Origin of the sequence: Paenibacillus sp. FSL F4-0097, from assembly GCF_038593125.1 — a bacterium.
In the GTDB taxonomy this organism is placed as follows: domain Bacteria; phylum Bacillota; class Bacilli; order Paenibacillales; family Paenibacillaceae; genus Paenibacillus_AQ; species Paenibacillus_AQ odorifer.
In genome coordinates this window covers 1,426,510-1,453,064 of record NZ_CP151965.1, presented here as the reverse complement: position 1 = coordinate 1,453,064, position 26,555 = coordinate 1,426,510, and the positions used below count along the sequence as shown (strand labels likewise).

Genomic DNA, 26,555 nt, shown 5'->3' with positions numbered 1-26,555 from the left:
GTCTTTATTATTACCTTCCTAGTTATTACGTTTGAATCGTCTTGTTAATACAAACCCTAGTAGTACCAGACTTCCACCTACCAAGTAGATCGGAAATGCGCTGTCTTCTCCCGTTTTCGGAAGCTGAGTCGGTTTATTGCTGTTATTTCCTGGCTTAGTGACTGTACCCTTTGGTACTTCCTCCACATCAATCTCTATGAGGATTTCTTCTTCATTTCCATTCTCATCTGTAACAATAATGGTGAACTTATCTTTACCAATATAGCCCGGATCAGGTGTGTAGACCCATTTGCCATCCTTAGTAATAATTACTTTGCCATGTCCCGGCTCATCTCCCAGGCTTGGCACTCCCCCAAGTGGAATTTCACCTTCAATAGGAACATCTTCATTGGTAATCTCTTTCTGCACAGGTGGAGTTACCTGCGGAACAACAGGCGTACTAGTTGCCACAGGCTGGCTTGGAGTAGCTGTTGGCGTAACCGTTGGCGTTGCTGTCGACACTGGCGTTACCATCGGTGTTGGTGAAGGTGTTGCCACCACAACTGGTGTTGGTGTTGGCGTAGAAGTAACGACTACTTCCGGAGTCGGTGATGGTGTCCAGATAGGACCTGTCGGTTCCTCTGGCGTCGACGTTGGTGTTGCTGTTGGTGTCGACGTTGGTGTTGCTGTCGGCGTCGACGTTGGTGTTGCTGTTGGCGTCGACGTTGGTGTTGCTGTTGGTGTCGACGTTGGCGTTGCTGTCGGCGTCGACGTTGGTGTTGCTGTTGGCGCTGGCGTTGGTGTTACCGTTGGTGCTGGCGTTACGGTCGGTATAGGCGTTGCTGTTGGTGTCGGAACTTTGTTTTTAACCTGAAGGCTTATCCCTGTCGTCGAAGAAATAGTCACTTCATGTGGTGTTTGATCAAGAACATAACCAGCAGGTGCTGTTTTCTCAATTAATACATATTTCCCACCTGTCAGTTTGGTAAATTCAAGTATCCCGTTTGTATCCGTCGTGCCTTCCTTAATCCAGATCTTATCGGCATCAACTACGCGATACAGATCAAAAACGGCCCCACTTAACACCTTGCTGGTATTCCCGTCTTCTACTTTGGTAATCGTCAACGGTCCTCTTACGCCGCTTCCTGTACCGGAGCCGCTAGAGAGCTTAACGATAATTTCCTCGGTGCTTACACCTGGAACTACCTTGATGTTTTTACCATCAAAACTAACCTGATTGGTTACCTTATCATTGTTTTGTGCTGTGATCAGGGAATCATATTTTAAAATATAAGCTTCGGAAATATCCTTCAGGAAACTAAGCTTAAAGCTTTCTTTTCCGTCATTATCCGTTGTGATTTCCAGCTTATAATCTGTACCACTCACCAATTCTTGGTTGGTGGATGTTACATCCCCATTGCTTGCAACTTTCGTTTTGTAGACATGGAATGTATTGGACAGCAGGATTTGATTGTCGCTTGGAATATCCGTAATTACCGCTTCTTTTACAAAAGATTGGTTACGGTTGATGTAAACCGTCCAATGTATTTTATTGCCATCCTGCGCACCTTCTTTGTTAACATATTCCCCGCCCTGAGGGATATTAACAGAAGCTTGCAGTTTAGCGGACTCTACTTTCGTACCATCATATAACGTAGCTGTATTTTTAATTTCATTTGAATCAATCGCTTGATCCGCGAACGTTGTTTTGAAAGTGACGTAGAACGCATAATTAATCGTTTTATTAAATGTCACCTTCAGCTCACTGCCATCCAGCTCCACTTTATAGTCCGCGGAATTCACACTAGCTTGAGGAGAAGGATTTCCATCCTTTCCATACTCCCATTCATTCACTTTCACAGAATCCATATTTACAACTTGGCCAGCTGAAATGGTATCAACCAGTTGAGCTTGGTTTAACGTTTTCTGATTATAATTAGCCCCAATGTTCCAAGTGATTTCCTTAGTTACAGCATTGTAGGAACCACTCTTCTTCCCATTGTTTTTAACCTCATCTCTTGGATTAAAGGTTACGGTCGCTTCTTTATGCTTAGACTCCTGCACCCCATTAACCGTTTCTTTCCAATCGAGTGCACCTGTATTAGTGAATTGAGTTTTGCCCGGAGCCAGCCAATCATAGTTAAAGCTTGTTGTATAAGTAATTGTGTAAGGCTCATTTATCGGCGCATTAAAAGTAATCACAAATCCATCGTTTACTGCAGCCGGATCATGCGCATTGTAAACAACACTATGGACGGTAGCAGTTCCGCCTTTAGTTGGTTGAACCTTTAATGTACCCGGAACAAGCTTTAATCCGGCATTGCCAAAAGTGTCCGTCACCACTAAATTTTCCATAGTCTTGCTGTCGTCGTTAATTTGGATAGTCCAATCAAGGGTCTTAGTCGCATAATTAACGTTGCTATAATATTTATGGAGAATTTGCTGCTTGATATCACTGTAACCCGTTTCTGTTTTTCCATCATAAGTAATCTTGTTCGTAATCTTGCCATCATCAAATACTCTGCCATTTGCCTTTGTCTGATATTCAATACGGTAGGCAGAATTTATATCATTGTTAAATTTCAGATCAAAACCATTTAATCCCGTTGCAGTTGTTGGAGTTATTGTATATTCGCTTGAAGCGATTTCCGCGCTTTTAACCCCGTTGCCATTACTGTCGATCGTTACAGGATAAACTTTAACCGAGCTGAGAATTAGATCTTGGGTGTTATTGAATGTATCCTTCAAAATAGCATTTGCCGCTAAAATTGTTTTTTCATTGTAATTGAAATTAACAGCCCAGGAAATCACCTGATTCGCTGCATCGTAATTGATGGACTCTTTCGATAGTGGTTTGCCACGTCCTACTGTAACTGTAGTGCTAGCCTTTTTAGAAAATCCGTTATCTCCTGTTAAGACTGCCTCATTCAAAAAGGTTTTCGCATCTACACCAGTACCAGTAATATCCGTAGAGAAGCCAATCCGGTAAGCCTTAGTAAGCGGGTTATCCGCAAATTTCAGCTTTAACTCTCCCAAAGTGGATCCTGTCACATCATACTTGCTGCTGTCCACTAGATTGCCAAGACTCACAGTCCCATCGACCTTCACATCAAGTTCATAAACAGCAATAGATACCGTATTCAGTGATAATCCCGCAGGAAGTGTGTCGGTGACAACTGCATTTTTTACGCTTTCCAGTGCCTTATTCACATCAACCGTCCAAGCGATGCTTGTTGGGTTATAATACTGCGGCTTAGGCGAACCGTCTTTTTCTATAGTAGAGCTAACCTTCGGCTTAAAATTAAGCTCAATAGTCTGAGTACCGCCTTGTATCGGGAAAATCAGGGTTTGCTTCGTGGAGCCTGTAATTTTCTTGGAGCTCAAAAGCGACCTTACGGAGAAAGTCCCTCCCACTTTATCGTGAGTTTCGATATAAGCATTAAATGTAAATACAACGCGGTTAGTATTTTTGTCGACGGTATAAGTCCCTACAGGCTCATCGTCAAAAATAAGATCACCATTCAGATCGTTATAAAGTTCAAACTGTGTTGGAAGATCAAAGGTATAGGTGGACCCATCCTTATATCCATGCCCATCTGGAAGTGACCATGTATAGTTCAATTCCGAATAGGAATCAAGTTCATATACGCTTTCTGTAACCGTATTTGTGTATTTATCATCAGTGTATACAGCAAGCGTAACACTAGTAATGAGGTCATCTCCAATTACAGTACCGTTGCCACTCGCATATGCCTGCGAATTGACTCCAAAGCCAAAGCTGTAAGCCCATTGCGTCACAAGCAAGAATACTACGAGCAATGCGCTAATTTTCTTTTTTGATAACATTATTAAAAATGCCTCCTTTATCACTCCGTTTATCGTGCTTTTCCTAAGCTTTATCCTTTGAATCCCGTACTCTACTCCCCCGCATTAACCTCCTTGACTCTTTCTCATGATATAAATTTGCAACCTAACAACTATTGTAAATAGTCCATCTATACATAATCTGAACAGCGTCCTATTGCAGTCTTGGAGATCTTTTTATTGCAAAAAAAAACAGGGATATGCGCAATAACTCGCATATCCCTGTCGTATTTACTACTTAGTGGAAAATAAAAATAACATTGTACATCTTATAGACTAGCGTGATCACGTTTGGTGTAAGTCTTACGCTTCTCCAGAAGCTTGTTCAGCGCATCAATATAAGCGCGGGCACTTGCTTCCAGAATATCGGTGCTAAGTCCACGGCCTTGTGCAGCTACTTCTCCCTGCGACAGTACTACATGAACCTCACCTTGCGCATCTTTACCACGGGAGACCGATTTAATCGAATAATCTCCAAGGGTAACTTCCTCATTCGTGGCTTTATCAATAGCATTGTAGATGGCATCTACTGAACCATTACCTTCTGCCTCAGCTACAATCGGCTGGTCTTCCGGACCCGCAATAATAACCTTGGCGGTTGGAACAGCTTCATTACCATAAGTAACGAACATCGTTTGCAGCTTAAAGACTTCTGGCGTATCAATTAATTTCTCTTCAATAAAAGCCAAAATGTCTTCATCTGATACTTCTTTTTTCTTATCTGCCAAATCCTTAAATCTAGAAAAAGCGGTGTTCAGCTCTTCTTCGGACACATCATACCCTAGATCACTCAACTTATCGCGGAAAGCGTGACGTCCAGAGTGTTTGCCGAGTACCAGCTTGCTCTCTTTAAGTCCAATAGTCTCCGGTGTCATGATCTCGTAGGTAGTTTTCTCTTTCAGCATCCCGTCCTGGTGAATACCCGATTCATGAGCAAATGCGTTAGCTCCTACAATCGCTTTATTCCCTGGAACCACCATACCTGTCAGCTTGCTGACCAGACGGCTTGTGCGAGAGATCTCGGATAACGTAAGCGATGTTTTTGCGCCAAAAAATTCAGCTCGTGTCTCAAGCGCTAGCGCAACTTCTTCAATCGCTGTGTTCCCGGCACGTTCACCGATACCGTTGATCGTTCCTTCGATCTGATCTGCACCATTCTGAATCGCAGCCAGCGTATTTGCTGTAGCCATACCAAGATCGTTATGACAATGGGCACTAAGCTGTACGCGTTCAATATCAGGCACATTCTCTTTTAGATATTTAAAGATAGCTCCGTACTCCGAAGGATTCAAATAACCTACAGTATCCGGGATATTAACAACATTAGCGCCTTCCCGGATAGCCATGCCGACCATTTCAGCCATGAAATCATACTCCGTACGGCCCGCGTCTTCTAATGAAAACTCGAGCTTAGGGAAATATTTTTTAGCGTATCGGATAGCAGACTGTGCAGTTTCCAACACCTGAGCCTTATCCATCCGTAGCTTATGCTGGCGGTGAATAGGAGATGTAGCTAGAAAAATATGAATACAAGGGTCCTGCGCTCCCTGTAGTGCTTCTTTTACAGCATCAATATCTGTCTCTCTAGAACGAGAAAGGCCGATTACCGTGACGTTCTTCACAGCTCTTGCCACCGCATTAACAGAAGCTAGATCACCTGGAGAAGCTGCAGGAAAACCCGCTTCCATGCGATCAATTCCCAGCTTCTCTAACTGGTAAGCGATCTCCACTTTCTCACGCGTGTTGAGGTTCACACCTGGTGACTGCTCTCCATCTCGCAGTGTCGTATCGAACACATAAATTTTCCGCATGCTAAGCACCTCCCAAAAATTGTGCTGAAACTCTCAAATGCGGCTCGCAAAGTCACGGCCGCATTTGAAGGTAATACTATTTAATCATAAGTATGATTATGATTATTTCTTAATCCAGTGCATCATTTCACGCAATTGGCTACCTACAACTTCTACTGGGTGAGCAGCTTCGTTGCGGCGAGTAGCGGTAAGGAAAGCACGTCCGGATTGGTTTTCAAGGATAAAGTCACGAGCGAATTTACCTTCTTGAATATCTGTCAGAACAGCTTTCATAGCTTTTTTAGTATCTTCAGTTACAATGCGTGGTCCAGTTACATAGTCACCGTACTCAGCAGTGTTACTGATGGAATCGCGCATGCTGGACAATCCGCCTTCGTATACCATGTCAACGATCAGCTTCAATTCGTGCAGACATTCGAAGTAAGCCATTTCAGGAGCATATCCTGCTTCAGTCAATGTTTCGAAGCCAGCTTTGATCAGTGCGGATACACCACCGCAAAGTACAGCTTGTTCACCGAACAAGTCAGTTTCGGTTTCTTCACGGAAAGAAGTTTCGATAACCCCTGCACGTGTACAGCCGATACCTTTTGCATAAGCAAGACCGATTTCTTTAGCTTTTCCAGTTGCATCTTGTTCGATAGCAATCAAGCCAGGAACGCCAAAGCCTTCAACATAAGTACGACGAACCATGTGACCTGGAGATTTTGGTGCTACAAGCAGCACGTCTGCATCTTTAGGAGCAACGATTTGTCCAAAGTGTACGTTAAATCCGTGGGAGAACATCAAAGCTGCGCCTTTTTTGAGGTTTGGTTCTACTTCATTTTTATATACCGAAGCCTGTGTTTCATCTGGCATTAGAATTTGCACAACATCTGCACGGGATACTGCTTCAGCAACTGGCAATACTTCAAAACCGTCATTTTTCGCAGTTTCAAAAGATTTACCTTCACGAAGACCGATGACAACTTGAAGACCACTGTCACGCAGGTTTTGTGCTTGGGCATGTCCTTGGCTACCGTACCCGATTACCGCAATTGTCTTTCCTTTTAATACACTAAGTTCTGCATCCTGTTCATAGTACGTTGTAACTGCCATTGTCAATATCCTCCTTTAATTTGAGACCCATCATAAAGAGCGGGTGCTTCAAGAGAACTGGATTCATAGAAGATCTAGCTGCTCCTCAAGCTCCCGCTCTTTAGCGGGAAGTTCATTCATATCATATCAGATTAATGCAATCAAGCAGTAATCCGTTAAAGTCGCAAAATAAAATATTTAAGAGTTACCGCGTACCATAGCCGTAATACCCGTGCGAGACAGCTCTCTGATTCCATAAGGTTTCAAAAGCTCGATCATCGCATCAATCTTCACTGTATCTCCAACTACCTGTACTAACAATGTAGTGCTGCCAATATCAACAACTGAAGCCCGGAAGGTTTCTACAACGCCCATAATTTCCGGACGCTCACTTGGATCAGCATTCACTTTAATCAGAGCCAGCTCACGAGCAACCATTGGCTTAGATCCAAGATCAACGACTTTAATTACATCAATTAACTTGTAGAGCTGCTTCTCGATTTGTTCAAGCGTATGCTGGTCTCCAAGAGTAACGATAACCATCCGGGACAATCCAACCTCTTCAGACTGGCCAACCGTAATACTCTCAATATTAAATCCGCGGCGACCGAACAAACCCGACACCCGTTGAAGCACACCCGGCTGGTCATTTACGAGTACAGAAATCGTATGTCTTGTCACTGTTATTCATCCCCCATCAGCATATGATCGATGGTTGAACCTTGAGTTACCATCGGGTAGACATTCTCGTCTTTTGGAACAACGAATTCTACCAATACTGGACCCGGTGTTTCCAGTGCCTTCTGCCATGCATCACGTGCTTCTTCCTTATTCGTCGCCCGTAGACCTTTTACGCCATAGGCCTCAGCCAGCTTAACGAAGTCCGGACTGCCTGCGAGATCTGTAAAGCTGTAACGTTTATCATAGATAAGATTCTGCCATTGGCGAACCATGCCAAGCACCTGATTGTTAATTACTACAATTTTGACTGGTATATTGTTAATCGCACATATTGCTAGCTCTTGGGAACACATTTGCATGCCGCCATCACCATTAATCGATACTACCAACCGTTCAGGATGTGCCATCTGTGCACCGATAGCTGACGGGAATCCGAAGCCCATCGTTCCAAGACCGCCTGAAGTAATCCATGAACGCGGATGATTAAACTTATAGTATTGTGCAGCCCACATTTGATGCTGACCAACATCCGTTGTGACAATCGCTTCACCTTTAGTGGTGTCATTGATCATTTCAATCACCCATTGTGGTTTAAGCTCTGTTTCTGAATCCTTATACCGAAGCGGCTGATCTAGCTTCCACTGAGCAATCTGTGTTCTCCAAGCATCAGCATTAGATGCGCGTCCAACCTCAGGATTCAGCATTTCCAATACAGTTTTCACATCGCCTACAATCGGAATATCAGGCGATACATTTTTCCCGATTTCTGCAGGGTCTATATCGATATGCACGATTTTGGCTTTTGGCGCGAAGCCGTCCAGTCTGCCAGTAACACGATCATCAAAACGTGCACCGATATTAATGAGCAAATCGCACTGTTGAATCGCATTATTCGCGGTATACGTACCATGCATACCCGGCATTCCCATCCAAAGTTCTTCTGCACTAGGGAAAGCTCCGAGACCCAGCAAGGTTGTAGTAATTGGAATCTCTGTCCGTTTCACGAATTCGAACATAGCTTCATGTGCTCCGGAGTAAATAACTCCACCACCTGCAATGATAATCGGACGTTCAGCAACCGCAATCGCACGAACCAATTTATCAAGCTGCAGTTTGTTTGGAACTGTACAAGGATTGTAGCCCCGAAGATTCACTGTTTTCACTGGTGTGAACAACGTCTTCGCTGCTGACACGTCTTTCGGAATATCGATCAACACTGGACCTTTACGACCGGTATTCGCCACATGGAAAGCTTCATGTATAACACGCGGGAGATCCTCAACATCTCTTACAAAGTAGCTATGCTTAGTGATTGGCATCGTTATCCCGGTAATGTCTGCTTCCTGGAAAGCATCTGTACCGATCAGGCTGGAGAATACGTTACCTGTGATTACAACCAATGGAGTGGAGTCCATATATGCTGTAGCAATACCTGTTACAAGATTCGTTGCTCCGGGACCCGAGGTAGCAATACATACCCCTGGTTTGCCACTTGCTCTAGCGTAACCGTCAGCTGCATGAATAGCACCTTGCTCATGACGTGTTAACACGTGATTGAAATCCGTAAAACCGTACAATGCATCATAGATGTACAATACAGCTCCACCCGGATATCCGAATACAGTGTCTACACCTTCTAATACAAGGCTGCGGAGTAATATCTCGGAACCGGAAATGACCTCCGGCTCCATCCATTTTTCTTTTAACTGCTCAGTAGACCGTAATTCCGGTATTTGCGCGCTCATCAGTATTCCTCCTCCGATATTTAACATTCATTATGCAAATGACGGACCGTCCTTTATACATCAGCAAATGGTTCCTTATAAAACAAAAAAACCTTTCGCCTCCCACGCACAGTATTAGCGCGTGAGGGACGAAAGGTTGATCTTCCGTGGTACCACCCATGTTTGCATTACATCTCGCGATGCAACGCCTTATCAGGTATACAAAAATCCATCGATGTAGGCAAGGGCCCTAATCTCTGTAACCTGAAGTCCCTAACGCGGACTAAACGATTTCCCCTAATAATTCCACCACTCTAGCCAGTGGACCTTTCAGGAAAACAGCTCCGAGGTGAGCTCGTATATAAGGGATTTCGGTGGAGGTTGCAGCAGATCCTCACACTCTCTGAGCAAAAGAGCCCTTAAAACTTCGTCCTCATCATTGCCGATACATGTATGTTCGATAAAATGTTTAGACACATTATATGATTCCTAACATGGATAAGTCAATACCCTTATTTTTAATATTGTCACAACTCCTACTTCTACGTGCTGGGAACCCCCACCCCGCTCCCGACATATGATGTACGACAATGCGTAGAAAGGGGGCGCTCTATGATCCGTTATCGTCGACCCAAGCAGGATGACGTCATTATCCTTGATTTAATCGAGCGACAGCTTGTACCATTATCTCATTTGCCAAAGACTGAAATTGCCAAAATCAAAAAAGATATCCCCCGTCGTCTGGGACACGGTATCACCTTAGTCGCCTGTCCCGACTATGAGAGTGATCCAATGGGGTTTGTCCATTTCCTGCTGCATGGTGATTTACTTTATATCGATATGTTAGCCATAGCACCCGCAGCACGGCGCAAACACTTGGGGAATATGCTCATGGATCGAGCAGAACGATTTGCACTATCACGCGGATGTCATCGGGCTAAGGTATCCGTCGATTTAGGAAATACAGCAGCTCTTGCCTTTTATCAAAAATTGGGCTACAGCGTAGCCCGTTATCAATCCCTAAGCTTCTGTTACGAACTGGAAAAAAGGTTCATCTAATTAAATCAAAACTCAACTGAACTTAAAAGAATCCGAAAGGTGGATAGGGTGTGCCTCCGTACCCATAGCCTCCATAAGGATTGCCATAGCCAGGACCTCCACCATAAGGTACTCCACCGCCATAGCCACTACCAAAAGCATAAGGTGCTGTACCAATGGCAAGCAAATCAAACAACACTAAAGGAATGATTGCTTTGGTTTGTACTTTTTTACCACTTACGCGTTGTAATATCAGACGATTTCCGGATACACGCAGCAGTTTACCTGTCACCTGAGTACCGTCTTTTTTTACTGCAATGATCTGCTTACCTACGAGTCTCATAACTTGCTTCTTCGTAACTGGCTTAGTCATATGATCCCCTCCTAAATGTTTTGTACGCCTCTCATTCGCATCATCTACAAAACAGTCTATTCGTTGGAAAGGACCTTCGCCTGTACACTTGCCCTCCTACCTCAATGTTTATCCTTGCTGATCCTAATAAAAAAGCCGTATTTCCGGGAAAAGACCGGAAATACGGCTTTGAAAAGTTACATTTCTATCGCTTACCAGGATCGTATGGCTGTCCTAATGCCTTAGGAGCAGAGGAACGGCCTACAGCCCCTACCAGTACGATGATAGTCAGTACATAAGGGATCATAAAGATAAACTCTTGAGGAATATTTTGTGACCACTCATACAATTGAACATAGTTGCGAATCGCTTGGGAGAATCCGAAGAATACCGCTGCACCAAAGGCGCCAAGTGGATTCCATTTCCCAAAGATCATCGCTGCAATGGCGATAAAACCTTGACCAGAGATTGTATTATGTCCAAAGGTTCCGGTCGTTGTTAAAGTGATTGTAGCCCCACCAATACCCGCCATCAATCCACTCAACATTACACCGATATATCTCATCCGATTAACTTTTACACCTAGTGTATCTGCAGCACTTGGATGCTCACCTACAGCACGCAAACGCAATCCAAATGGCGTCTTAAACAGAACCAAATAAATAACGATGACCAGTATTATGGCCAAATAAGTTGTAGGATAGGAATTAAAAATCCCTTCACCAATCACTGGGATTTTGGAGAGCCCAGGAATTGCAACCTTGCTGAATCCGTCAATGATCGGAGTTTCAGCAGATCCATCAAACAGGAGCTTAACCATGTAGAGCGTGCTGCCTGCAGCTAAAAAGTTAATAACCGTACCACTAATCGTCTGATCAGATTTAAAGGTTATAGATGCAACCGCATGAATTAGTGAGCCTAGCACACCAACAGCTATAGCACAGAGTACACCAACCCAAGGAGCCCATTCGCCCATTCCAGCGTCCTGAGCATAATAACCGCCTACTGCTGCCGCAAAGGCACCAAACATCATCAAACCTTCAAGTCCAATGTTTACGACACCGGAACGTTCAGAGAAGATGCCGCCAAGTGAGGCAAAAATGAGCGCTGTGGAAAAAACAAGCGTTGTATTAAGCAGTTGACCTAACGTCTGCAGATCCATCTATAACACCTTCTCTTTCTTGCGCTTGAAGTAAAAGGGCTTAAGCACCCAGCGCACAATCCCTTGTGCCGCAATAAAGAATATGATTGAACCAATAACGATACGAATAAGCTCCGGTGGAACATCTGCAGCAAAACTCATACCCGCAGAACCATAAGTCAGCGTACCGTAGAGAATCGCAGCCAGAATAACACCAAGTGGATGTGTTAAACCAAGAAGAGCAACGGCGATACCATCAAATCCATATCCTGGCGATGCCGCGAAAATAGCTTGATAATGGAATACACCAAGCACCTCTCCTGCTCCGGCCAGACCGGCGAATACACCACTTATGAACATTGCCTTCATAACGTTACGTCCAACATTCATCCCTGCATATTCGGCAGCATGTGGATTGTAACCAACTGCACGCATTTCGTAGCCCTGCTTGGTCTTCCATAAGTACACATAGAAGAATACCGCTGCAGCAAGAGCAATAGCTGTACCCCAGTGTAGACGTGCATTATCAAATATCGAATTCAAAAAGGTCATGGAAAGTGAAGCCGGAATATCCTCGGAACGATTTTGTCCTGGAAGCAACAAAAAGTTTCTAACGATATAATTCGACAGGTAAAGAGCGATCCAGTTTAACATGATTGTGGTAATAACTTCATTAATCCCACGTTTTGCTTTCAAATAACCGGCAATCCCTGCCCATAAACCACCGCAGAGACCCGCAATAATTACAGCAAGCGGGACAAGCAGGAAGGACGGCAGACCTGCCATCTTAATACCCACCACTGTTGCCGCTGTCATACCAATCATTACTTGGCCATCTGCCCCGATATTAAACATCCCTGAACGGAATGCGAAAGCTACGGCTAGCCCTGTAAGCATTAATGGTGTCATTTCGCGCACAGCTTCACCAAAGTTATACAAATTACCAAACACCCGTTTGAACAGTGCGGAGTAAGCAGTTATCGGATCATAACCGCCCAGAAGCATAACTATTGCTCCCACAAGAAAACCAAGCACGATGGCAACCAGAGGAACGATGTAGCTGTCAGTTGTGAAGATTTTTTTGAACTTATTCAACTGCCTTACCTCCCCGCTGCAAGCTGCCTGCCATCATAAGACCCAGTTCCTGATCATTCGTATCTTGCGGGAACACTTCACCGACAATTTTCCCTTCATAGATAACAGCGATTCTGTCAGAGACGTTCATAATCTCGTCCAATTCAAAGGAAATAAGTAGAACAGCCTTTCCTTGATCACGCTGAGCTATGAGTTGCTTCTGAACAAATTCGATAGCCCCAACATCTAGACCGCGTGTAGGTTGTGCGGCAATTAACAATGTCGGATTTTTATCTATTTCCCGCGCAATAATCGCTTTCTGTTGATTTCCGCCGGATAAAGAACGGGCTTTGGTCTCTATTGAAGGTGTACGTACATCAAATTGCTCTATAAGCTTCGCTGCGTACTTATCAATGACATCATTTTGCAAAAAGCCATTTTTGTTGTAAGGACTCTTATAATAAGTTTCCAAAACCATATTCTCACTCATGGTGAAATCAAGCACTAACCCATGCTTGTGGCGGTCCTCAGGAATATGAGAGACATTCATCTCTGAAACCTTCCGCGGTGATAAATTAGCAATTTCATTGCCAGACACGGTAATCGAACCCGAATCAATTTTGCGCAGACCTGTAATGGCCTGGATCAACTCACTTTGTCCATTGCCATCTACGCCAGCAATCCCGAGAATTTCCCCTGCTTTAACTTCAAAGCTAAGACCATCCAGTACGGAGACCCCGTCTTTACTCTTACTGCTGACATCCTTCAGTTTGAGTACAGATTGACCAACCTCAGGAGCTTTCTTGTCCACTTTGAAAGTTACGCCACGCCCAACCATTTTTTCAGCTAGCTCATTAGGGTTAGTCTCTGCGGTATTCACAGTATCAATTACTTTCCCACGTCTAATAATGGTGACCCGATCAGATATTTGCATGATTTCTTTAAGCTTATGCGTGATCAAAATAATGGATTTTCCCTCTGCAACAAGCCGCTTCATAATCGCCATGAGTTCCGTAATTTCTTGAGGCGTAAGTACTGCGGTCGGCTCATCAAATATGAGAATATCCGCTCCACGGTACAGGGTCTTCATAATCTCTACCCTTTGCTGCATACCTACCGAAATGTCATGAATAACGGCATTTGGATTCACTTGCAGGCCATATTGCTCCGATAGCTTCCGAACCTGTTCCGCAGCGGATTTATAGTCAATTTTAAGACCTTTTTTCGGCTCCATCCCAAGAACAATATTCTCGGTCACCGTAAAAGGCTCCACAAGCTTGAAATGCTGATGAACCATACCAATACCAAGCTCAATAGCTTTATTGGGGTTATCAATAATAACCGGTTTCCCGTCGATTTCAATACTGCCTTCATCCGGTTGATACAATCCAAATACAATATTCATTAAAGTGGACTTGCCTGCACCATTCTCACCAAGCAATGCAAGAATTTCACCCTTTTTAAGCGTCAAGCTAATGGAATCGTTAGCAACAATACCGGGAAAGCGTTTTGTGATTTGCTTCAACTCTACGACAGGAGCCGCAGCACTCATGGAATCACCCTCATCACAGAATATATAACTACCTTATAGACACGGATGTACCGCCCTTTGTAAGGCGGTATATCTATGTTCCTCATATCATAACCAGTGCTTTAACAAGGAATAAGGCCAGCACAACACCGGCCTTATTCTTTGATCCTTATTGTAATGCAATAAATGGAGACTAACTATTACTCGGAAGGAACAGTGATTGTTCCATCAATGATTTGTTTTTTGTATTCTTCAACTTTAGCCAGGATCTCTTCAGAAACGTTGTCCTTAGTATCAGAAATACCTACACCATTATCTTTCAGACCAAGAACGGTTGTAGTACCACCCTTGAACGTACCGTCAATTACTTCTTTAGAAACTTTAAGAACAGCTTCGTCTACACGTTTGATCATGGAAGTCAAAGTAACGTCAGTACCAAACTCGATGGATTGGTCTTTATCTACACCAATAACCCATACTTTAGAACCGCCTGCTTTGTTACGAGCTTTAGCTTCGTTGAATACGCCATTTCCTGTTTGTCCAGCAGCAGGGAAGATAATGTCGTTTCCGTCGTTATACAATGTAGCTGCAAGAGATTTACCAACGTCTGGTTTGTCATAACCACCAGCATAAGTAGGTGTTACTTTAGCTGAAGGGTTAACTGCTGCTACACCAGCTTTAAAGCCAGCTTCAAAACGTTTGATTACAGGGCTTTCCAGACCACCGATGAATGCAACTTTGTTAGTTTTTGTAGTCAGACCAGCAACCACCCCAACCAAGAAAGAACCTTCATTTTCGGAGAAAGTAACGGAAGCTACGTTAGGAGCTTCAACTACGCTATCAATGATAGCCAAGTTAGCATTTGGGTTCTCAGTAGCTACTTTTTTAATTGCGTCGCCAAGATCAAAACCAATACCCCAAGTCAAGTTGTATCCATCTTTAACGAAGGAGTTAAGGTTTGGCTCATAGTCAGCATTTGATTTACTTTGCAAGTACTTAACGCCACTACCTGTTTCTTTTTCAAGAGCTTGCAATGCTTCCCATGCGGATTGGTTAAACGATTTATCGTTTACGCCACCAATGTCAGTAACCATACCAAATTTGAAATCGGATTTAGGTGCGTTTGTTCCTGCATTGGTTCCTGCATTAGTTTCACCTTTAGCGGCGTTGTTATTGTTGTTTCCACAGCCTGTCAAAACGACTGTAAGAGACAGCAACATTGCAAGAGATAGCTTTAAACCTTTTTTCATTGAATGTAATCCCCCTTAAAATATTGGATGTCTTCTGTGTTCTGCTTGGACATTCCATTAGTTCAAATTATAACTGCAATAAAATCTAAAATCCAGTGCATAAATGACCTCAGGTCAATAATAATTTGCACTTTTTAGCAAGTAACCGCTTTCCATGACATAGCATGTTACAGTTATGTCTGGTTAATGTCAGAAACCCTGATTTTACTCTGTATAGTATTCCAACACATTACAAATATTATTGCACACTTAAGTGTTTTCTATTATTATGATTCCTTAGTAATTGCACTTGAAAGGAAGTTATCAGATCATGACCGAAGAAATAAATCCACAAACATCACCGGCCTTCAAATATTGCCGTGAATCCCGTGTCTTCAAAACCGGACGCGTTTTCCCTAATGATGTCAATAATCACAAAACATTATTCGGCGGCAAGCTTATGAGCGGCATCGATGAAGTAGCCTCCATTTCAGCTATGCGCCATTGTCGAACTAACGTCGTCACAGCCTCTACAGACTCTGTAGACTTCTTGAGACCCATTCGGCCTACTGACTCCGTATGTTTTGAATCCTTCGTCTCCTGGACTGGACGGACAAGCATAGAGGTGTTTGTAAAGATCATTTCAGAAAATCTATATACTGGAGAGCGCGCTGTCGCTGCCACTTCATTTCTAACCTTTGTCGCAGTCGAAGAGGATGGCACACCTACTCCGGTTCCAGCTATTATCCCAGAGACAGACGAAGAGAAGCTGATCAATGAATCCGCTAATGAACGTTCCGAGCTGCGAAAAGTACGCCGCAACATCAGCAAAAAGCTCGCTGCTCAATTAAATACCATAAAGTATTGGGAATAGTTCTGCATCCGCAGAGCTTTTTCTTTTATGTAGGGAAACCCAATGCTGCTTCCTACCTATCTTACCGCACAAAAAAGCACCGCTGCATGGGCAACCCGCAGGCGGTGCTTTTCGGTTATATTACAACACTTACGCGTTGATTTTCTCTTTAGCAATACCAGCCAAGGAGTTGAATGCGTTAAGATCATTCACAGCCAGATCAGCCAGCATCTTACGGTTAACTTCTACACCAGCCAATTTCAGGCCGTATACAAGCTTGCTGTAAGAAAGACCGTTCAAACGAGCTGCTGCATTAATACGAACGATCCACAGTCTGCGGAAGTTACGTTTAGTTTGACGACGGTCGCGGTAAGCGTAAACCATCGATTTCATTACTTGTTCTTTAGCTGTTTTAAAAATACGGTGTTTAGAACCGAAATAACCTTTTGCCAATTTCAACACTTTTTTATGTTTACGACGAACTACAAATCCGCCCTTAACTCTTGCCATATTAATAAACCTCCCAAAAATGTGTAATAAACTATTTCAAGTTAGCCAATCCTTGTTTCAAACGTCTTACATCCCCAGGGGCCATTACTGGATTTCCGTTCAGAACGCGCTTAGCGCGTTTAGATTTGTGGGACAGCAAGTGGTTTTTGTGAGCTTTGTAACGTGTTACTTTACCAGTTCCGGTAATTTTGAAGCGGCCTTTCAGGCTGCTGTGTGTTTTCATCTTAGGCATGGTGTTTCCTCCTTGAATATTATGCGGCGCCAAATTGCAGATAAGCAAGTGACTCCAGATTTATTGAGCTTTAGGAGCCAAAATCATAATCATGCTGCGGCCTTCCAGCTTTGGCTGGCGCTCAACAACAGATATATCAGCCACTTCGTTCTTCACTCGTTCGAGGATTTTTTGGCCGATATTCGCGTGTGTAATCTCACGTCCGCGGAAACGTACGGAGCACTTCACTTTATCGCCCTCACCCAAGAACTTGATCACATTGCGGAACTTAGTTTGATAATCATGTTCCTCAATGTTAGCACGGAACCAGACTTCCTTGATATCAACGACCTTCTGGTTTTTACGCGCTTCCTTCTCTTTCTTCTGCGTTTCATAACGGAACTTGCCGTAATCCATGATGCGGCATACCGGCGGCTTAGCCTGTGGTGCTACATTGACTAGATCCAGATTAAGATCGATCGCCATTTGCAGCGCTTCGCGGATCGGTTTAATTCCGATTTGCTCACCTTCCGCACCAACCAACCGTACCTCTTTGGCCCGAATTTCATCATTGATCATATGTTCCTTACTGATAACTCTCCACCTCCGGATCTTTTTAACAACTATTCTCACGTAACTCCATAAAAAAGGGGTGCCGGTAACACCCGACACCCCGTGTTTGATCAACGTTCATGAACATTAACATTCATAAAGCATTGAGATCAAAACCAGCCGGCGAATATGCCAGTCAGGTGAGAAGCAGGTGCTTCTTCTTGCAATCCCTATGATTTGCGTACTTGAATACTATACACCACACTATTTGGGGTGTCAATCCTTTTAAGCAGAAATTTCGTGAACTTTATACCTGCTTACTTTGTACCTCTTCAAGTCGTACTACGCGAGTATGCTTGGTATGGCTCCATTGCTTATTGTTCTGCGTGAAGAACGCATAGAACGTAATCGGATACCACGAGATCAAGTAGATCGGGAAGAATACAAGATAAGCATATACTTTCTTGAACGTAACCTTCTCTAATGCCATCGCAATACCAAAAGTCACCAGATTGGCGCCAATAGCTAGGAAGCTGAGCCAGATCGGCAAGCTGCCATAAATGTTAGCGATATTCGGTCCGTTAAAGAACGCCATATCCACCCACATTACCGCCGTCATTAAAAAAGTGAGCAATACAATATATACATTCGCTCCATAAAGCGCGAGGTCAAACTTCGTTAAGCTGCGTTCTTTAATACTTTGCCAAAGCAATGGAAAAAAATAACGGCGAGCAACAGTGAAGTGCCCCTGCATCCAACGCAGACGCTGTCTTGAGGAGGCCTTGAAGGTTAACGGCTTCTCATCAAATACCTTTGCATCATAATTGAACTTAGGATATACACCATGTGCTGCACTACGCATCGTAAACTCCAAGTCCTCGACCAAACTTGTAGCTCCCCAGCCCATTTCTTTAAGAAGTGTGGTCTCAAAACACATTCCGGTTCCGCCAAGGAAATTAGCCATATTTAAATTATGGCGTGAAAGTTGCCACAAACGGTTAATATACCAGTACGAAATACCATAAGCAGCTGTAATCCAGGAATCCTCTGGATTCTTGGTATCGATATAACCTTGGATTACTCGTGCACCTGAACAAAGATCATTATTCATCTCCATCAGGAACTCAGTATGCGCCAAGTTATCGGCATCGAACATGACAACAGCATCATATTGCCGCGGCATAGCCCACAGCTCTTTAAGCATCCATTCTATTGCGTAGCCTTTACCTCTCAGATTTGCATTGGTGCGGACACAAGCGTTCATGCCGTGTTCTCTAACGATGCGAGCTGTACCGTCTGTACAATTGTCACAAATTACAAATACATCGTACAGTTCTGATGGATAATTAAGCTGCTTCAGATTCTCCATTAATGCGCCGACAACTTCTTCCTCGTTATGTGCGGCAACAAGTACGGCAAAAGATTTTTCCGGCTTATACTGCGTCTTTTTCTTTTTCCTGTGCAGCCCGAATAATGAAAACGTAAACTGATAGACTGCGATTGCTGCCAAGATCACTTGGAGCGTAACAAACAGTGCGTCTGTCATGACCTTTTGATGCCCCCTTTTTTCACTCTTGGTGTTCTTTTTTTTCTCTCTAGCTTGCTTGACGTTCTTTCTGACCCTTTTGTTGCATCCCTTAACAATAGACCAAGAGTATTCTTATTCTCGGCAGACTTCACAATTTTTATATATGCTGTTTAAAAGAATTCTATGGATTCCTTTTTTTGAATCCTTATTTATCTCTTACCCTTTTAAACAGGTTTAGTCTGCTTGAATCATTGTAAAGCGTAATAGTGCTCTAAGTCAAAACTGGCAAATTTCGAGTAAACCTGAGCTTTTCCTTGAAATGAACTACCTTTAAAAAGTATGATTAAGACAGATCTAAGCTATAGAACGGATTACTGCATTAACATCTGTTAACGGTAACCGGACTAGCGGAGGGAATTAGATATGAGACATTTATTCATGAAACTACATCTCTGGGAGCGGCATCTTTTTAAGTGGATCAACGGACGAATGCATAATCGTTTTTTGAACTTTTGGCTCTTTTACCTTACTCATTTGGGTGGAGCTACAAGCACGATTGTTATCAATATACTGATATGGGTATTAGCTCCTGAGCCTTGGAGAACTACAGGTTTACAAGCCTTGACAGCACTAGCTGTCAGCCATATACCCGTAGCTATCGCCAAAAAGCTGTACCCGCGAATGCGTCCATATCTGGCGTTACCGGAAACCAATACTTTTCGTAATCCATTAAAGGATCATTCTTTTCCATCTGGTCATACTACAGCTATCTTTGCTTCTACGGTCCCTTATATGCTGGCGTTTCCTGCTATGACCGTTATTCTGCTGCCGCTAGCTTGTATTGTCGGATTTTCTCGTATTTATCTTGGATTGCATTATCCATCAGATGTTATAGCTGGCGCAGTGATCGGTTCCTGCGTAGCAGCTGGTACTATAGCCTTATGGATGTGAAGCATTTATTGTTAATAACCGGGAAAACCCTTGAGAATAGGTGAATCAACATTGCGTAAAAAAAGAATCTTAATACTCTCGGAAGGTTTTGGCGCCGGACATACACAAGCAGCTTATGCGTTGTCGAGCAGTCTGCGCCAATTATCGCCTAATTTACAAACGAAGGTGCTAGAACTTGGAAATTTTCTAAACCCCAAGATGGCACCTATTATTCTGTCTGCTTACCGAAAGACGGTAACGACACAGCCAAAATTAATGGGTTATGTCTACCGTCACCAGAAATCATTTAATCGTCTTACCACGCTTGCCTTGCATCGTATATTTTATACGCATGCCAAAAATATTGTGAGACAACTGAAACCTGACGTAATTGTCTGCACTCATTTTATTCCAGGTGCTGTAGTATCCCGCCTAAAGAGACTAGATCCTACCTTAAAAGTGCCGCTCGTCACCGTTATAACAGATTATGATGCGCATGCTACCTGGATTAGCCCAGAGGTAGACCTTTATCTGGTTTCAACACCTGAGGTTAAATCCAAATTGCGCAGCCGAAATATTCCTGCCACGAAAATTCAGGTAACAGGCATACCAATACACCCTAATTTTTGGAAGCATCCCGGAAAGCAGGAGATTCGAGAGCAATTCAATCTGCGGGAGATGCCAACCGTTCTAGTCATGGGCGGCGGCTGGGGAATCATGAACGACCAAGTGGTAAATGCTTGTCTGGCGGAATGGCGTGACAAGATTCAAATTGTTTTCTGTCTCGGCAAAAATGAGCTGCTGCTAAAGGAAATGAAAGAAGACCCGCATTATAATCATCCTAATATTTCCTTAATCGGCTTTACGCGTGAAATCCACAAGCTAATGGAGGTCTCCGATCTGCTGGTTACAAAACCGGGTGGAATGACTTGCAGTGAAGGGCTGGCAAAGGGTATTCCGATGCTCTTCCATCACCCTCTTCCCGGTCAGGAGGAGGAGAATTGCCGCTACTTTACTGCAGCCGGCTTCGGAGAACCCATCGAATCTTTAGAGGTTGTAGAAATGTGGATGGAGCGCCTCTTGAACAACTATGAGGATGTGCAAAACAAGCGCAAACTCCACCTTGAAGAAATCGCTCGCTATCACCCGTTACAATGTGCTCAGAGTATCATCGAATTATTGGAATAGTTAATAAAAAAAGCGGCAGCCTCCAAACCACATGGAGACTTGCCGCTTTTTTATTGAAGCATGCCTTATGGAGCAGTGCTTTGTAACTACAACCGATATTTATCCAATCGGGTAGCCTGATACTGTTTGAGTGCTTCTGCGCCTACAATTGCCTCGCAACGATGGATATTCACGCCACGTCCGACAAATTTCGTCTCATATTCTGTCATGATATGATCCTCGTTGATGATGCCATCTGCATGTAGGTCCAAAGAAATATTTTTCATCTGCAAGCCAAAGTCCGCAAAGGCATTTAATGAGAACTCAAAAAGACTGCGGGAATCTGTTTTCAGATGAATTTCACCTAGATCGCTAAGCAAACCGCGATATTTGTCAAGAAAACGCGGATGTGTCAAACGACGCCGGGCATGCTTGCTTTTAGGCCATGGATCGCTGAAATTAAGATAAATCCGTTCAAGCTCTCCCGGAGCAAATACTTCCTCAGCATAATCGATATTTGCAAGTGCCAATTTCAGGTTAGGCGGTGTTTCATGTCCTGCCGGCTCCCATACTGCTCTAGCCTTATCTCCAGCACGGCGGATCAGCTCATCATACATATCCACTCCGATAAAGTTAATATCAGGATATTTAAAGCTCATTTGGCTGATAAACTGTCCTTTGCCCATTCCGAACTCCACATGGATCGGATGATCGTTACCGAACAGCTTGGACCACTCACCTTTATAACTCCGAGGATCTAGAATGACTAAATCCGTCTGTTCTTCCAAACTTTCACGTATTCCTTTTCTTCCGCGTAAACGCATAGGTATTCCTCCGATTATCTCTTATACGATAACTGTCACTTGCAATATTGTGCCGAAATTGTCCCAAAAAGTAAAGGGATTGCGGTAAAAAAGAAAAAGGAATTCTCTGGTTCAGCTCTTAAATGAGCTGTTCAGAGGAATTCCTTCGTTGTTGTATATTGGAAATAAATTTCGTTCTTGTCTGGCAGATCAGGATTTACTTTGTGTTTGTGGCAAATGTCTTTTTTTCGAATGCGCTACGAATTTTACGCTGCGCATCTGTCTTGATCTTAGGGTTGCCGTTAAATTCCACGCCCGTTAGTGCAAGGGCTTCATCTGGCGTTAAATGCACTTCAATCGAATCTTTACCCTCAGCATATACCGTTTGAGAATTCATTGCTATCACCTCACGGTTATTATTATGGATCGGACGACACGAAATTATGAACTCCTGGATGAATTTCTTTATGCCACAGCAGCTTTTCACACTCTGAATATAACATACTATGTAAGCATTTTCAAGCCGAAAGCGCCTTATTTCCTGCCTATTTTTCATGCCGTTATGGGGAGTCAATGTTACGCCGAGCTCGGTTTTTTGATACAATGTATTGGATTATAAGAAACGGCTGTGCGTTCTCTGGGATAAGGACGCCATCTGTCTCAGAAAAATATAAGGATAAGGGAACTTATCCATAATTATATTTTCAGAAAGGGGCTTCTCGTGTCTAATCTTCAATACACTTCTCCTCCGCAACTTTGGGGAGATAAACGTTTTCATACTTGGAATTACGAAATGCGTGAACACATGAACACCAAGGTATTCAAAGTTATGCTTGATGCAGGCTTTACCTGTCCCAATCGTGACGGCTCCATCGCTAAGGGAGGCTGCACATTTTGCAGTGCCAGAGGTTCTGGTGATTTTGCCGGAAGCCGCCGAGATGACCTAGTCACACAATTCAATAACGTCCGTGACAGACAGCATTTGAAATGGCCAAATGCTAAATATATCGGTTACTTCCAAGCCTATACTAATACGTACGCTCCGGTCGAAGAACTGAAAGAATATTTCGAAGTTATTTTGCAGCAGCCTGGTGTCGTTGGATTGTCTATTGCTACCCGCCCTGACTGTCTGCCCGATGATGTAGTCGAATATTTAGCAGAGCTCAACAAGCGTACGTATCTTTGGGTAGAGATGGGTCTTCAGACTATACATGACTCCACTTCTGAGCTTATTAATCGGGCGCATGATACGCAGTGTTATGTGGAGGCTGTAGAGAAGCTGCGCCGTCACAATATTCGAATCTGTACCCATATCATTCACGGTCTCCCACAGGAGACGCACGAAATGATGCTTGAAACGGTATCTGCTGTAGCTCGCATGGATGTGCAGGGAATTAAGATTCACCTTCTGCATCTCATGCGCAAAACACCAATGGTGAAGCAGTATGAAGCAGGATTGCTCCGATTCATGGAACAGGACGAGTATGTGAAGCTGATTGCTGATTCACTTGAAATTCTGCCCCCTGAGATGATTGTTCATCGCTTGACTGGAGATGCCCCACGGGATCTCTTAGTTGGACCGATGTGGAGTCTCAAGAAATGGGAAGTGCTAAATGCCATTGACGATGAGCTTGTTGCTCGTGATACTTGGCAGGGTAAGTATTGGAGGAAGGGCTAATGGGCTTTATGTCCGTTCTAAGCTTTGCTCATAAATTAATCTCTGAGCGGCTGACTTTAGGTGACCGTGCGATTGATGCAACTGTAGGTACTGGTGCTGACACGCTTTTTCTAGCCAAAACAACCGGAGCTCGTGGCGAAGTCTACGGCTTTGACATTCAAGCTGCGGCGCTGAAGCTGGCAGAAGAACGTCTCCGGCTTGCGCGGGAGGAAACTTCTTCACTCTCTGGCGTTACCTTACTGGAACGCAGCCATGCCGAAATGGCAGAAGCCGTCCCGGCTAACTGGCCAGGCACCGTTGGTGCTGTAATGTTCAATCTTGGCTATCTGCCTTCAGGCGATGCCGACAAGAATATCATTACTGAGCCGGACAGCTCTATTGCAGCCCTGGAAGCTTCACTTCAGCTGCTGCGTCCGGGGGGAATTATTACAGCTGTACTGTATCCTGGCCATGCAGGCGGAGATCTCGAAGCCGCCGCTGTTGAAGCTTGGGCAACGACTGTTTCCCCTAAGGTAGCGCAGAGCATTGTATATCGCCAGCTGCAGCGCACGGACGCACCGTATGTAATTGCCCTCGAGAAGAAAAAAGGTTCCCCATCTTAAGCTTTGTAAACAATCAAACAATCTTGTAATTGGGAAGGAAGATTATGAATGACACAACCATATCCTTTAAAATTTCAACCGGAGTTTAAAGAACGTGTCTGGGGTGGCCGCGCGCTGGAGAAATTCGGCCTGAATCTACCAGAAGGTCATATTGGTGAAGGCTGGATGATTGCCGATCATGCGAATGGAACATCTTCGGTGGTTAATGGAGAATTAGCTGGACAAGGTCTGGATCAAATTCGTGAGCAATTTGGTCATGAGTGGTTCGGAAGCAAGGGAATATCAGAAGCTGGCGGAAGATTTCCACTCTTGATCAAATTGTTGGATTGCAACGACAACCTTTCCGTTCAAGTCCACCCTACGGATGATTATGTAGGATTGCCTAAAGGTGAACTGGGTAAAACAGAGATGTGGTACGTACTAGACGCTAAGCCAGATGCAAAAATCATCTACGGCCTTAAAGAAGGCGTAGACCGTGAAACATTACGCGAAGCACTGGAAAACGGCACGGTTATGGATAGCCTTCAAGAGGTATCTGTCTCCGCTGGCGATTCCTTCTACATCCCTGCCGGAACGGTACATGCTCTATGCGCTGGTGTCGTTGTAGCGGAAATTCAACAGAATTCCGACACTACATACCGTATTTATGACTACGACCGTCCAGGTCTAGATGGAAAACCACGCGAGCTTCATATCGAGGATTCTCTGAATGTTACAGCTTATGAAGGCGCCGGCGCTACTTCGATGAAGACCGATCATGCAGTGCCTGGAGAGTGGCTGCAGCTTGCCGCTTCACCTTATTTTATTGTCGAAAAAGGGATCGTAAATGGTTCATGGGATCTCACCACTTCAGAAGACAGCTTCACTATTCTGGTTATCTGCGAAGGCAGCGGACATCTGACTTGGGAAGGCGGCTCCCAGCCTTATGCCGCAGGGGAATGTTATCTGATTCCTTCCAACCTAGGCCGTTATACTATCGAGGGTCATTCTACTGTGCTTCGCTCTTATTTACCATAAGTCGAGAACCTTTAGGAGGAATGGACCATGAAGGAAAACAGCTTTACTCTAACGGATCCCATAGGTGTAACCATCCATGTCTATGAATGGTTACCTGAGTCCGATGTGCCAGTTAGAGGAATTGTGCAAATTTCACACGGGATGTGTGAAACTGCTGCCCGCTACGCTCGTTTTGCGGAAGCTTTAACCGGGGTTGGTTATGCAGTATATGCCAATGACCACCGGGGACATGGTAGAACCGCTGGTCAAGTCAATCTGCTTGGTGATGTTGGGGAGGACGGATTTTATTGGATGCGGCGCAATCTTCTGCAGGTAGGTGCCGCAGCACTCTCCAAGCATGAAGGAATGCCCATCATTTTATTCGCACACAGTATGGGTTCCTTTCTGGGTCAAAAACTCATGTGCGAAGAAGGCAACGAAATCTATTCAGGGTTTATCCTAAGCGGGACAAACGGTCCACGCAGTATGCTGCGTATTGGAGAATCTTTGGCTAGCGCGCAGCTTAAGCTAAAGGGTGAGCATCATCGCAGTGTACTGCTGAACAGTCTGGTATTCGGCAGCTATAACCGTGCTTTTTCCCCGGTCAGAACAACATTTGACTGGCTGAGCAGCGATACTGCGGAAGTAGATAAGTACATTTCCGATCCATTCTGCGGAGCTATTTGTACAACCCGCTTTTTCCGTGGTTTCTTCCACCTCCTAAGAGAGATTCATACTGAGGAATCACTTAGCACATTATGTACAGGTAAGCCCATTTATATATTTGGTGGGGATAAGGACCCTGTCGGGATGAACGGTCAAGGTATTCCCCGTCTTGCGGAGTTGTATAAGAAACGAGGAGTATCAGACGTTGAGTACCGACTCTATCCAGAAGGCAGACACGAAATGCTAAATGAAGTAAATCGAGATCAAGTCACAGCCGATGTACTCAACTGGTTAGAGAGCCACCTTCCTTCAGAGGTTTCTACGATAAGTTAAGAAAAAAACGCGGTTGTTAGTGAATTTATGAGACAATATAGAAGCGATGCCCCCGTTATTTGGGGGGTCGCTTCTTTGCGGTTTGCGGTTTGCGGTTTGAGGTTTGCGGTTTGGGTAGCTTATCTCAGCAGACTTCTCAATCTAACAATCTCCAGTTCCTCCGCGCATCTGAACTTTAGTAAATAAACTTCCGCCACCGCTAATGGACTCAGTTGACGCTGTCTTCAG

At 44.1% G+C, this 26,555-nt stretch carries 24 protein-coding genes and 1 other annotated feature; of the genes, 8 read left to right on the top strand and 16 right to left on the bottom strand.

Annotation, left to right across the window (positions count from 1 at the left end):
- Nucleotides 1-18: 18 nt before the first annotated feature.
- The 5 genes from MHH86_RS06410 to ilvB form a co-directional block, all read right to left on the bottom strand.
- Nucleotides 19-3,825 (bottom strand): collagen binding domain-containing protein, encoded by a 3,807-nt coding sequence (locus MHH86_RS06410; protein ID WP_342479659.1) that lies wholly within the window; start codon nucleotides 3,823-3,825, stop codon nucleotides 19-21.
- 287 nt (nucleotides 3,826-4,112) lie between these two features.
- Nucleotides 4,113-5,654 carry a 2-isopropylmalate synthase gene (locus tag MHH86_RS06405; RefSeq protein WP_340939435.1) on the bottom strand — a complete coding sequence of 514 codons (1,542 nt, stop codon included), beginning with the start codon at nucleotides 5,652-5,654 and terminating at the stop codon, nucleotides 4,113-4,115.
- A 102-nt stretch (nucleotides 5,655-5,756) separates the two neighbouring features.
- Nucleotides 5,757-6,749 (bottom strand): ketol-acid reductoisomerase, encoded by a 993-nt coding sequence (gene ilvC / locus MHH86_RS06400; protein WP_036679485.1) that lies wholly within the window; start codon nucleotides 6,747-6,749, stop codon nucleotides 5,757-5,759.
- Between the two features lie 177 nt (nucleotides 6,750-6,926).
- Entirely contained in the window at nucleotides 6,927-7,415 is a 489-nt protein-coding gene (gene ilvN, locus MHH86_RS06395; protein ID WP_170914191.1) for an acetolactate synthase small subunit, read from the bottom strand.
- On the bottom strand, nucleotides 7,412-9,154 hold the full coding sequence (ilvB, locus tag MHH86_RS06390) for a biosynthetic-type acetolactate synthase large subunit (protein WP_036679490.1): 1,743 nt from the start codon (nucleotides 9,152-9,154) through the stop codon (nucleotides 7,412-7,414). Before ilvB ends, ilvN begins: the two co-directional genes overlap by 4 nt.
- A 591-nt stretch (nucleotides 9,155-9,745) precedes the next feature.
- Between ilvB and MHH86_RS06385 the strand changes: the two genes are divergently transcribed.
- A complete protein-coding gene (locus MHH86_RS06385) occupies nucleotides 9,746-10,192 on the top strand; it encodes a GNAT family N-acetyltransferase (protein ID WP_036679492.1) in 447 nt (148 codons plus the stop codon).
- A 22-nt stretch (nucleotides 10,193-10,214) separates the two neighbouring features.
- Here the strand turns inward: MHH86_RS06385 and MHH86_RS06380 are convergent, their stop codons facing one another.
- The 5 genes from MHH86_RS06380 to MHH86_RS06360 all read right to left on the bottom strand — a co-directional run bounded on the left by MHH86_RS06380 (nucleotide 10,215) and on the right by MHH86_RS06360 (nucleotide 15,519).
- Nucleotides 10,215-10,544, bottom strand: a complete 330-nt coding sequence (locus MHH86_RS06380) for a hypothetical protein (protein ID WP_038569211.1) — start codon at nucleotides 10,542-10,544, stop codon at nucleotides 10,215-10,217.
- Between the two features lie 184 nt (nucleotides 10,545-10,728).
- On the bottom strand, nucleotides 10,729-11,685 hold the full coding sequence (locus MHH86_RS06375) for an ABC transporter permease (protein ID WP_036679496.1): 957 nt from the start codon (nucleotides 11,683-11,685) through the stop codon (nucleotides 10,729-10,731).
- A complete protein-coding gene (locus MHH86_RS06370; RefSeq protein WP_036679498.1) occupies nucleotides 11,686-12,759 on the bottom strand; it encodes an ABC transporter permease in 1,074 nt (357 codons plus the stop codon).
- Nucleotides 12,752-14,290 (bottom strand): ABC transporter ATP-binding protein, encoded by a 1,539-nt coding sequence (locus MHH86_RS06365; protein WP_036679500.1) that lies wholly within the window; start codon nucleotides 14,288-14,290, stop codon nucleotides 12,752-12,754. Before MHH86_RS06365 ends, MHH86_RS06370 begins: the two co-directional genes overlap by 8 nt.
- A 179-nt stretch (nucleotides 14,291-14,469) precedes the next feature.
- The gene (locus MHH86_RS06360) at nucleotides 14,470-15,519 is read right to left on the bottom strand and encodes a BMP family ABC transporter substrate-binding protein (RefSeq protein WP_036679503.1); all 1,050 of its coding nucleotides are present in this window, start codon (nucleotides 15,517-15,519) and stop codon (nucleotides 14,470-14,472) included.
- A 310-nt stretch (nucleotides 15,520-15,829) separates the two neighbouring features.
- Here MHH86_RS06360 and MHH86_RS06355 point away from each other — a divergent pair, with 310 nt between their 5' ends.
- Complete coding sequence (locus tag MHH86_RS06355) at nucleotides 15,830-16,372, top strand: acyl-CoA thioesterase (protein ID WP_052096840.1); 543 nt, start codon at nucleotides 15,830-15,832, stop codon at nucleotides 16,370-16,372.
- A 129-nt stretch (nucleotides 16,373-16,501) separates the two neighbouring features.
- On the opposite strand, the gene rplT is transcribed toward MHH86_RS06355, so the two are convergent.
- The 4 genes from rplT to MHH86_RS06335 form a co-directional block, all read right to left on the bottom strand.
- Entirely contained in the window at nucleotides 16,502-16,861 is a 360-nt protein-coding gene (gene rplT / locus MHH86_RS06350; protein WP_036679505.1) for a 50S ribosomal protein L20, read from the bottom strand.
- A gap of 31 nt (nucleotides 16,862-16,892) precedes the next feature.
- Nucleotides 16,893-17,093, bottom strand: coding sequence for a 50S ribosomal protein L35 (gene rpmI, locus MHH86_RS06345; protein WP_036679507.1), 201 nt, complete (start codon nucleotides 17,091-17,093; stop codon nucleotides 16,893-16,895).
- A gap of 60 nt (nucleotides 17,094-17,153) precedes the next feature.
- Nucleotides 17,154-17,651, bottom strand: coding sequence for a translation initiation factor IF-3 (infC, locus tag MHH86_RS06340; protein ID WP_036679510.1), 498 nt, complete (start codon nucleotides 17,649-17,651; stop codon nucleotides 17,154-17,156).
- A gap of 57 nt (nucleotides 17,652-17,708) precedes the next feature.
- Nucleotides 17,709-17,853, bottom strand: a sequence feature (ribosomal protein L20 leader region).
- A gap of 78 nt (nucleotides 17,854-17,931) precedes the next feature.
- Entirely contained in the window at nucleotides 17,932-19,170 is a 1,239-nt protein-coding gene (locus MHH86_RS06335) for a glycosyltransferase family 2 protein (protein ID WP_036679513.1), read from the bottom strand.
- A gap of 405 nt (nucleotides 19,171-19,575) precedes the next feature.
- Here MHH86_RS06335 and MHH86_RS06330 point away from each other — a divergent pair, with 405 nt between their 5' ends.
- Nucleotides 19,576-20,103: a phosphatase PAP2 family protein gene (locus MHH86_RS06330; protein WP_036679516.1), complete on the top strand. Its 528-nt coding sequence runs from the start codon at nucleotides 19,576-19,578 to the stop codon at nucleotides 20,101-20,103.
- A 51-nt stretch (nucleotides 20,104-20,154) separates the two neighbouring features.
- A complete protein-coding gene (locus tag MHH86_RS06325) occupies nucleotides 20,155-21,270 on the top strand; it encodes a UDP-N-acetylglucosamine--LPS N-acetylglucosamine transferase (protein WP_038569210.1) in 1,116 nt (371 codons plus the stop codon).
- 86 nt (nucleotides 21,271-21,356) lie between these two features.
- On the opposite strand, the gene trmB is transcribed toward MHH86_RS06325, so the two are convergent.
- Together trmB and MHH86_RS06315 are read right to left on the bottom strand one after the other, a co-directional pair.
- Nucleotides 21,357-22,073 carry a tRNA (guanosine(46)-N7)-methyltransferase TrmB gene (gene trmB / locus MHH86_RS06320; RefSeq protein ID WP_036679523.1) on the bottom strand — a complete coding sequence of 239 codons (717 nt, stop codon included), beginning with the start codon at nucleotides 22,071-22,073 and terminating at the stop codon, nucleotides 21,357-21,359.
- Between the two features lie 196 nt (nucleotides 22,074-22,269).
- On the bottom strand, nucleotides 22,270-22,449 hold the full coding sequence (locus MHH86_RS06315) for a hypothetical protein (RefSeq protein WP_036679526.1): 180 nt from the start codon (nucleotides 22,447-22,449) through the stop codon (nucleotides 22,270-22,272).
- A gap of 324 nt (nucleotides 22,450-22,773) precedes the next feature.
- Here MHH86_RS06315 and MHH86_RS06310 point away from each other — a divergent pair, with 324 nt between their 5' ends.
- From MHH86_RS06310 to MHH86_RS06295, 4 genes are read left to right on the top strand one after another with little or no spacing between them, the layout of a single operon-like run.
- Nucleotides 22,774-23,730, top strand: a complete 957-nt coding sequence (locus MHH86_RS06310) for a TIGR01212 family radical SAM protein (RefSeq protein ID WP_038569209.1) — start codon at nucleotides 22,774-22,776, stop codon at nucleotides 23,728-23,730.
- On the top strand, nucleotides 23,730-24,332 hold the full coding sequence (locus MHH86_RS06305) for a class I SAM-dependent methyltransferase (RefSeq protein ID WP_036679532.1): 603 nt from the start codon (nucleotides 23,730-23,732) through the stop codon (nucleotides 24,330-24,332). The genes MHH86_RS06310 and MHH86_RS06305 overlap by 1 nt, the downstream gene beginning before the upstream one ends.
- 48 nt (nucleotides 24,333-24,380) lie before the next feature.
- On the top strand, nucleotides 24,381-25,349 hold the full coding sequence (locus tag MHH86_RS06300; RefSeq protein ID WP_038569207.1) for a type I phosphomannose isomerase catalytic subunit: 969 nt from the start codon (nucleotides 24,381-24,383) through the stop codon (nucleotides 25,347-25,349).
- 27 nt (nucleotides 25,350-25,376) lie between these two features.
- The gene (locus tag MHH86_RS06295) at nucleotides 25,377-26,327 is read left to right on the top strand and encodes an alpha/beta hydrolase (protein ID WP_038569205.1); all 951 of its coding nucleotides are present in this window, start codon (nucleotides 25,377-25,379) and stop codon (nucleotides 26,325-26,327) included.
- The last annotated feature ends 228 nt before the right edge of the window (nucleotides 26,328-26,555 follow it).

Coding starts and splice junctions, on each gene's coding strand:
- MHH86_RS06410 (WP_342479659.1), bottom strand. CDS start 3,825: ATGTTATCAAAAAAGAAAATTAGCGCATTGCTCGTAGTATTCTTGCTT.
- MHH86_RS06405 (WP_340939435.1), bottom strand. CDS start 5,654: ATGCGGAAAATTTATGTGTTCGATACGACACTGCGAGATGGAGAGCAG.
- ilvC (WP_036679485.1), bottom strand. CDS start 6,749: ATGGCAGTTACAACGTACTATGAACAGGATGCAGAACTTAGTGTATTA.
- ilvB (WP_036679490.1), bottom strand. CDS start 9,154: ATGAGCGCGCAAATACCGGAATTACGGTCTACTGAGCAGTTAAAAGAA.
- MHH86_RS06385 (WP_036679492.1), top strand. CDS start 9,746: ATGATCCGTTATCGTCGACCCAAGCAGGATGACGTCATTATCCTTGAT.
- MHH86_RS06380 (WP_038569211.1), bottom strand. CDS start 10,544: ATGACTAAGCCAGTTACGAAGAAGCAAGTTATGAGACTCGTAGGTAAG.
- MHH86_RS06375 (WP_036679496.1), bottom strand. CDS start 11,685: ATGGATCTGCAGACGTTAGGTCAACTGCTTAATACAACGCTTGTTTTT.
- MHH86_RS06365 (WP_036679500.1), bottom strand. CDS start 14,290: ATGAGTGCTGCGGCTCCTGTCGTAGAGTTGAAGCAAATCACAAAACGC.
- MHH86_RS06360 (WP_036679503.1), bottom strand. CDS start 15,519: ATGAAAAAAGGTTTAAAGCTATCTCTTGCAATGTTGCTGTCTCTTACA.
- MHH86_RS06355 (WP_052096840.1), top strand. CDS start 15,830: ATGACCGAAGAAATAAATCCACAAACATCACCGGCCTTCAAATATTGC.
- rplT (WP_036679505.1), bottom strand. CDS start 16,861: ATGGCAAGAGTTAAGGGCGGATTTGTAGTTCGTCGTAAACATAAAAAA.
- rpmI (WP_036679507.1), bottom strand. CDS start 17,093: ATGCCTAAGATGAAAACACACAGCAGCCTGAAAGGCCGCTTCAAAATT.
- infC (WP_036679510.1), bottom strand. CDS start 17,651: ATGATCAATGATGAAATTCGGGCCAAAGAGGTACGGTTGGTTGGTGCG.
- MHH86_RS06335 (WP_036679513.1), bottom strand. CDS start 19,170: ATGACAGACGCACTGTTTGTTACGCTCCAAGTGATCTTGGCAGCAATC.
- MHH86_RS06330 (WP_036679516.1), top strand. CDS start 19,576: ATGAGACATTTATTCATGAAACTACATCTCTGGGAGCGGCATCTTTTT.
- trmB (WP_036679523.1), bottom strand. CDS start 22,073: ATGCGTTTACGCGGAAGAAAAGGAATACGTGAAAGTTTGGAAGAACAG.
- MHH86_RS06315 (WP_036679526.1), bottom strand. CDS start 22,449: ATGAATTCTCAAACGGTATATGCTGAGGGTAAAGATTCGATTGAAGTG.
- MHH86_RS06305 (WP_036679532.1), top strand. CDS start 23,730: ATGGGCTTTATGTCCGTTCTAAGCTTTGCTCATAAATTAATCTCTGAG.
- MHH86_RS06300 (WP_038569207.1), top strand. CDS start 24,381: ATGACACAACCATATCCTTTAAAATTTCAACCGGAGTTTAAAGAACGT.
- MHH86_RS06295 (WP_038569205.1), top strand. CDS start 25,377: ATGAAGGAAAACAGCTTTACTCTAACGGATCCCATAGGTGTAACCATC.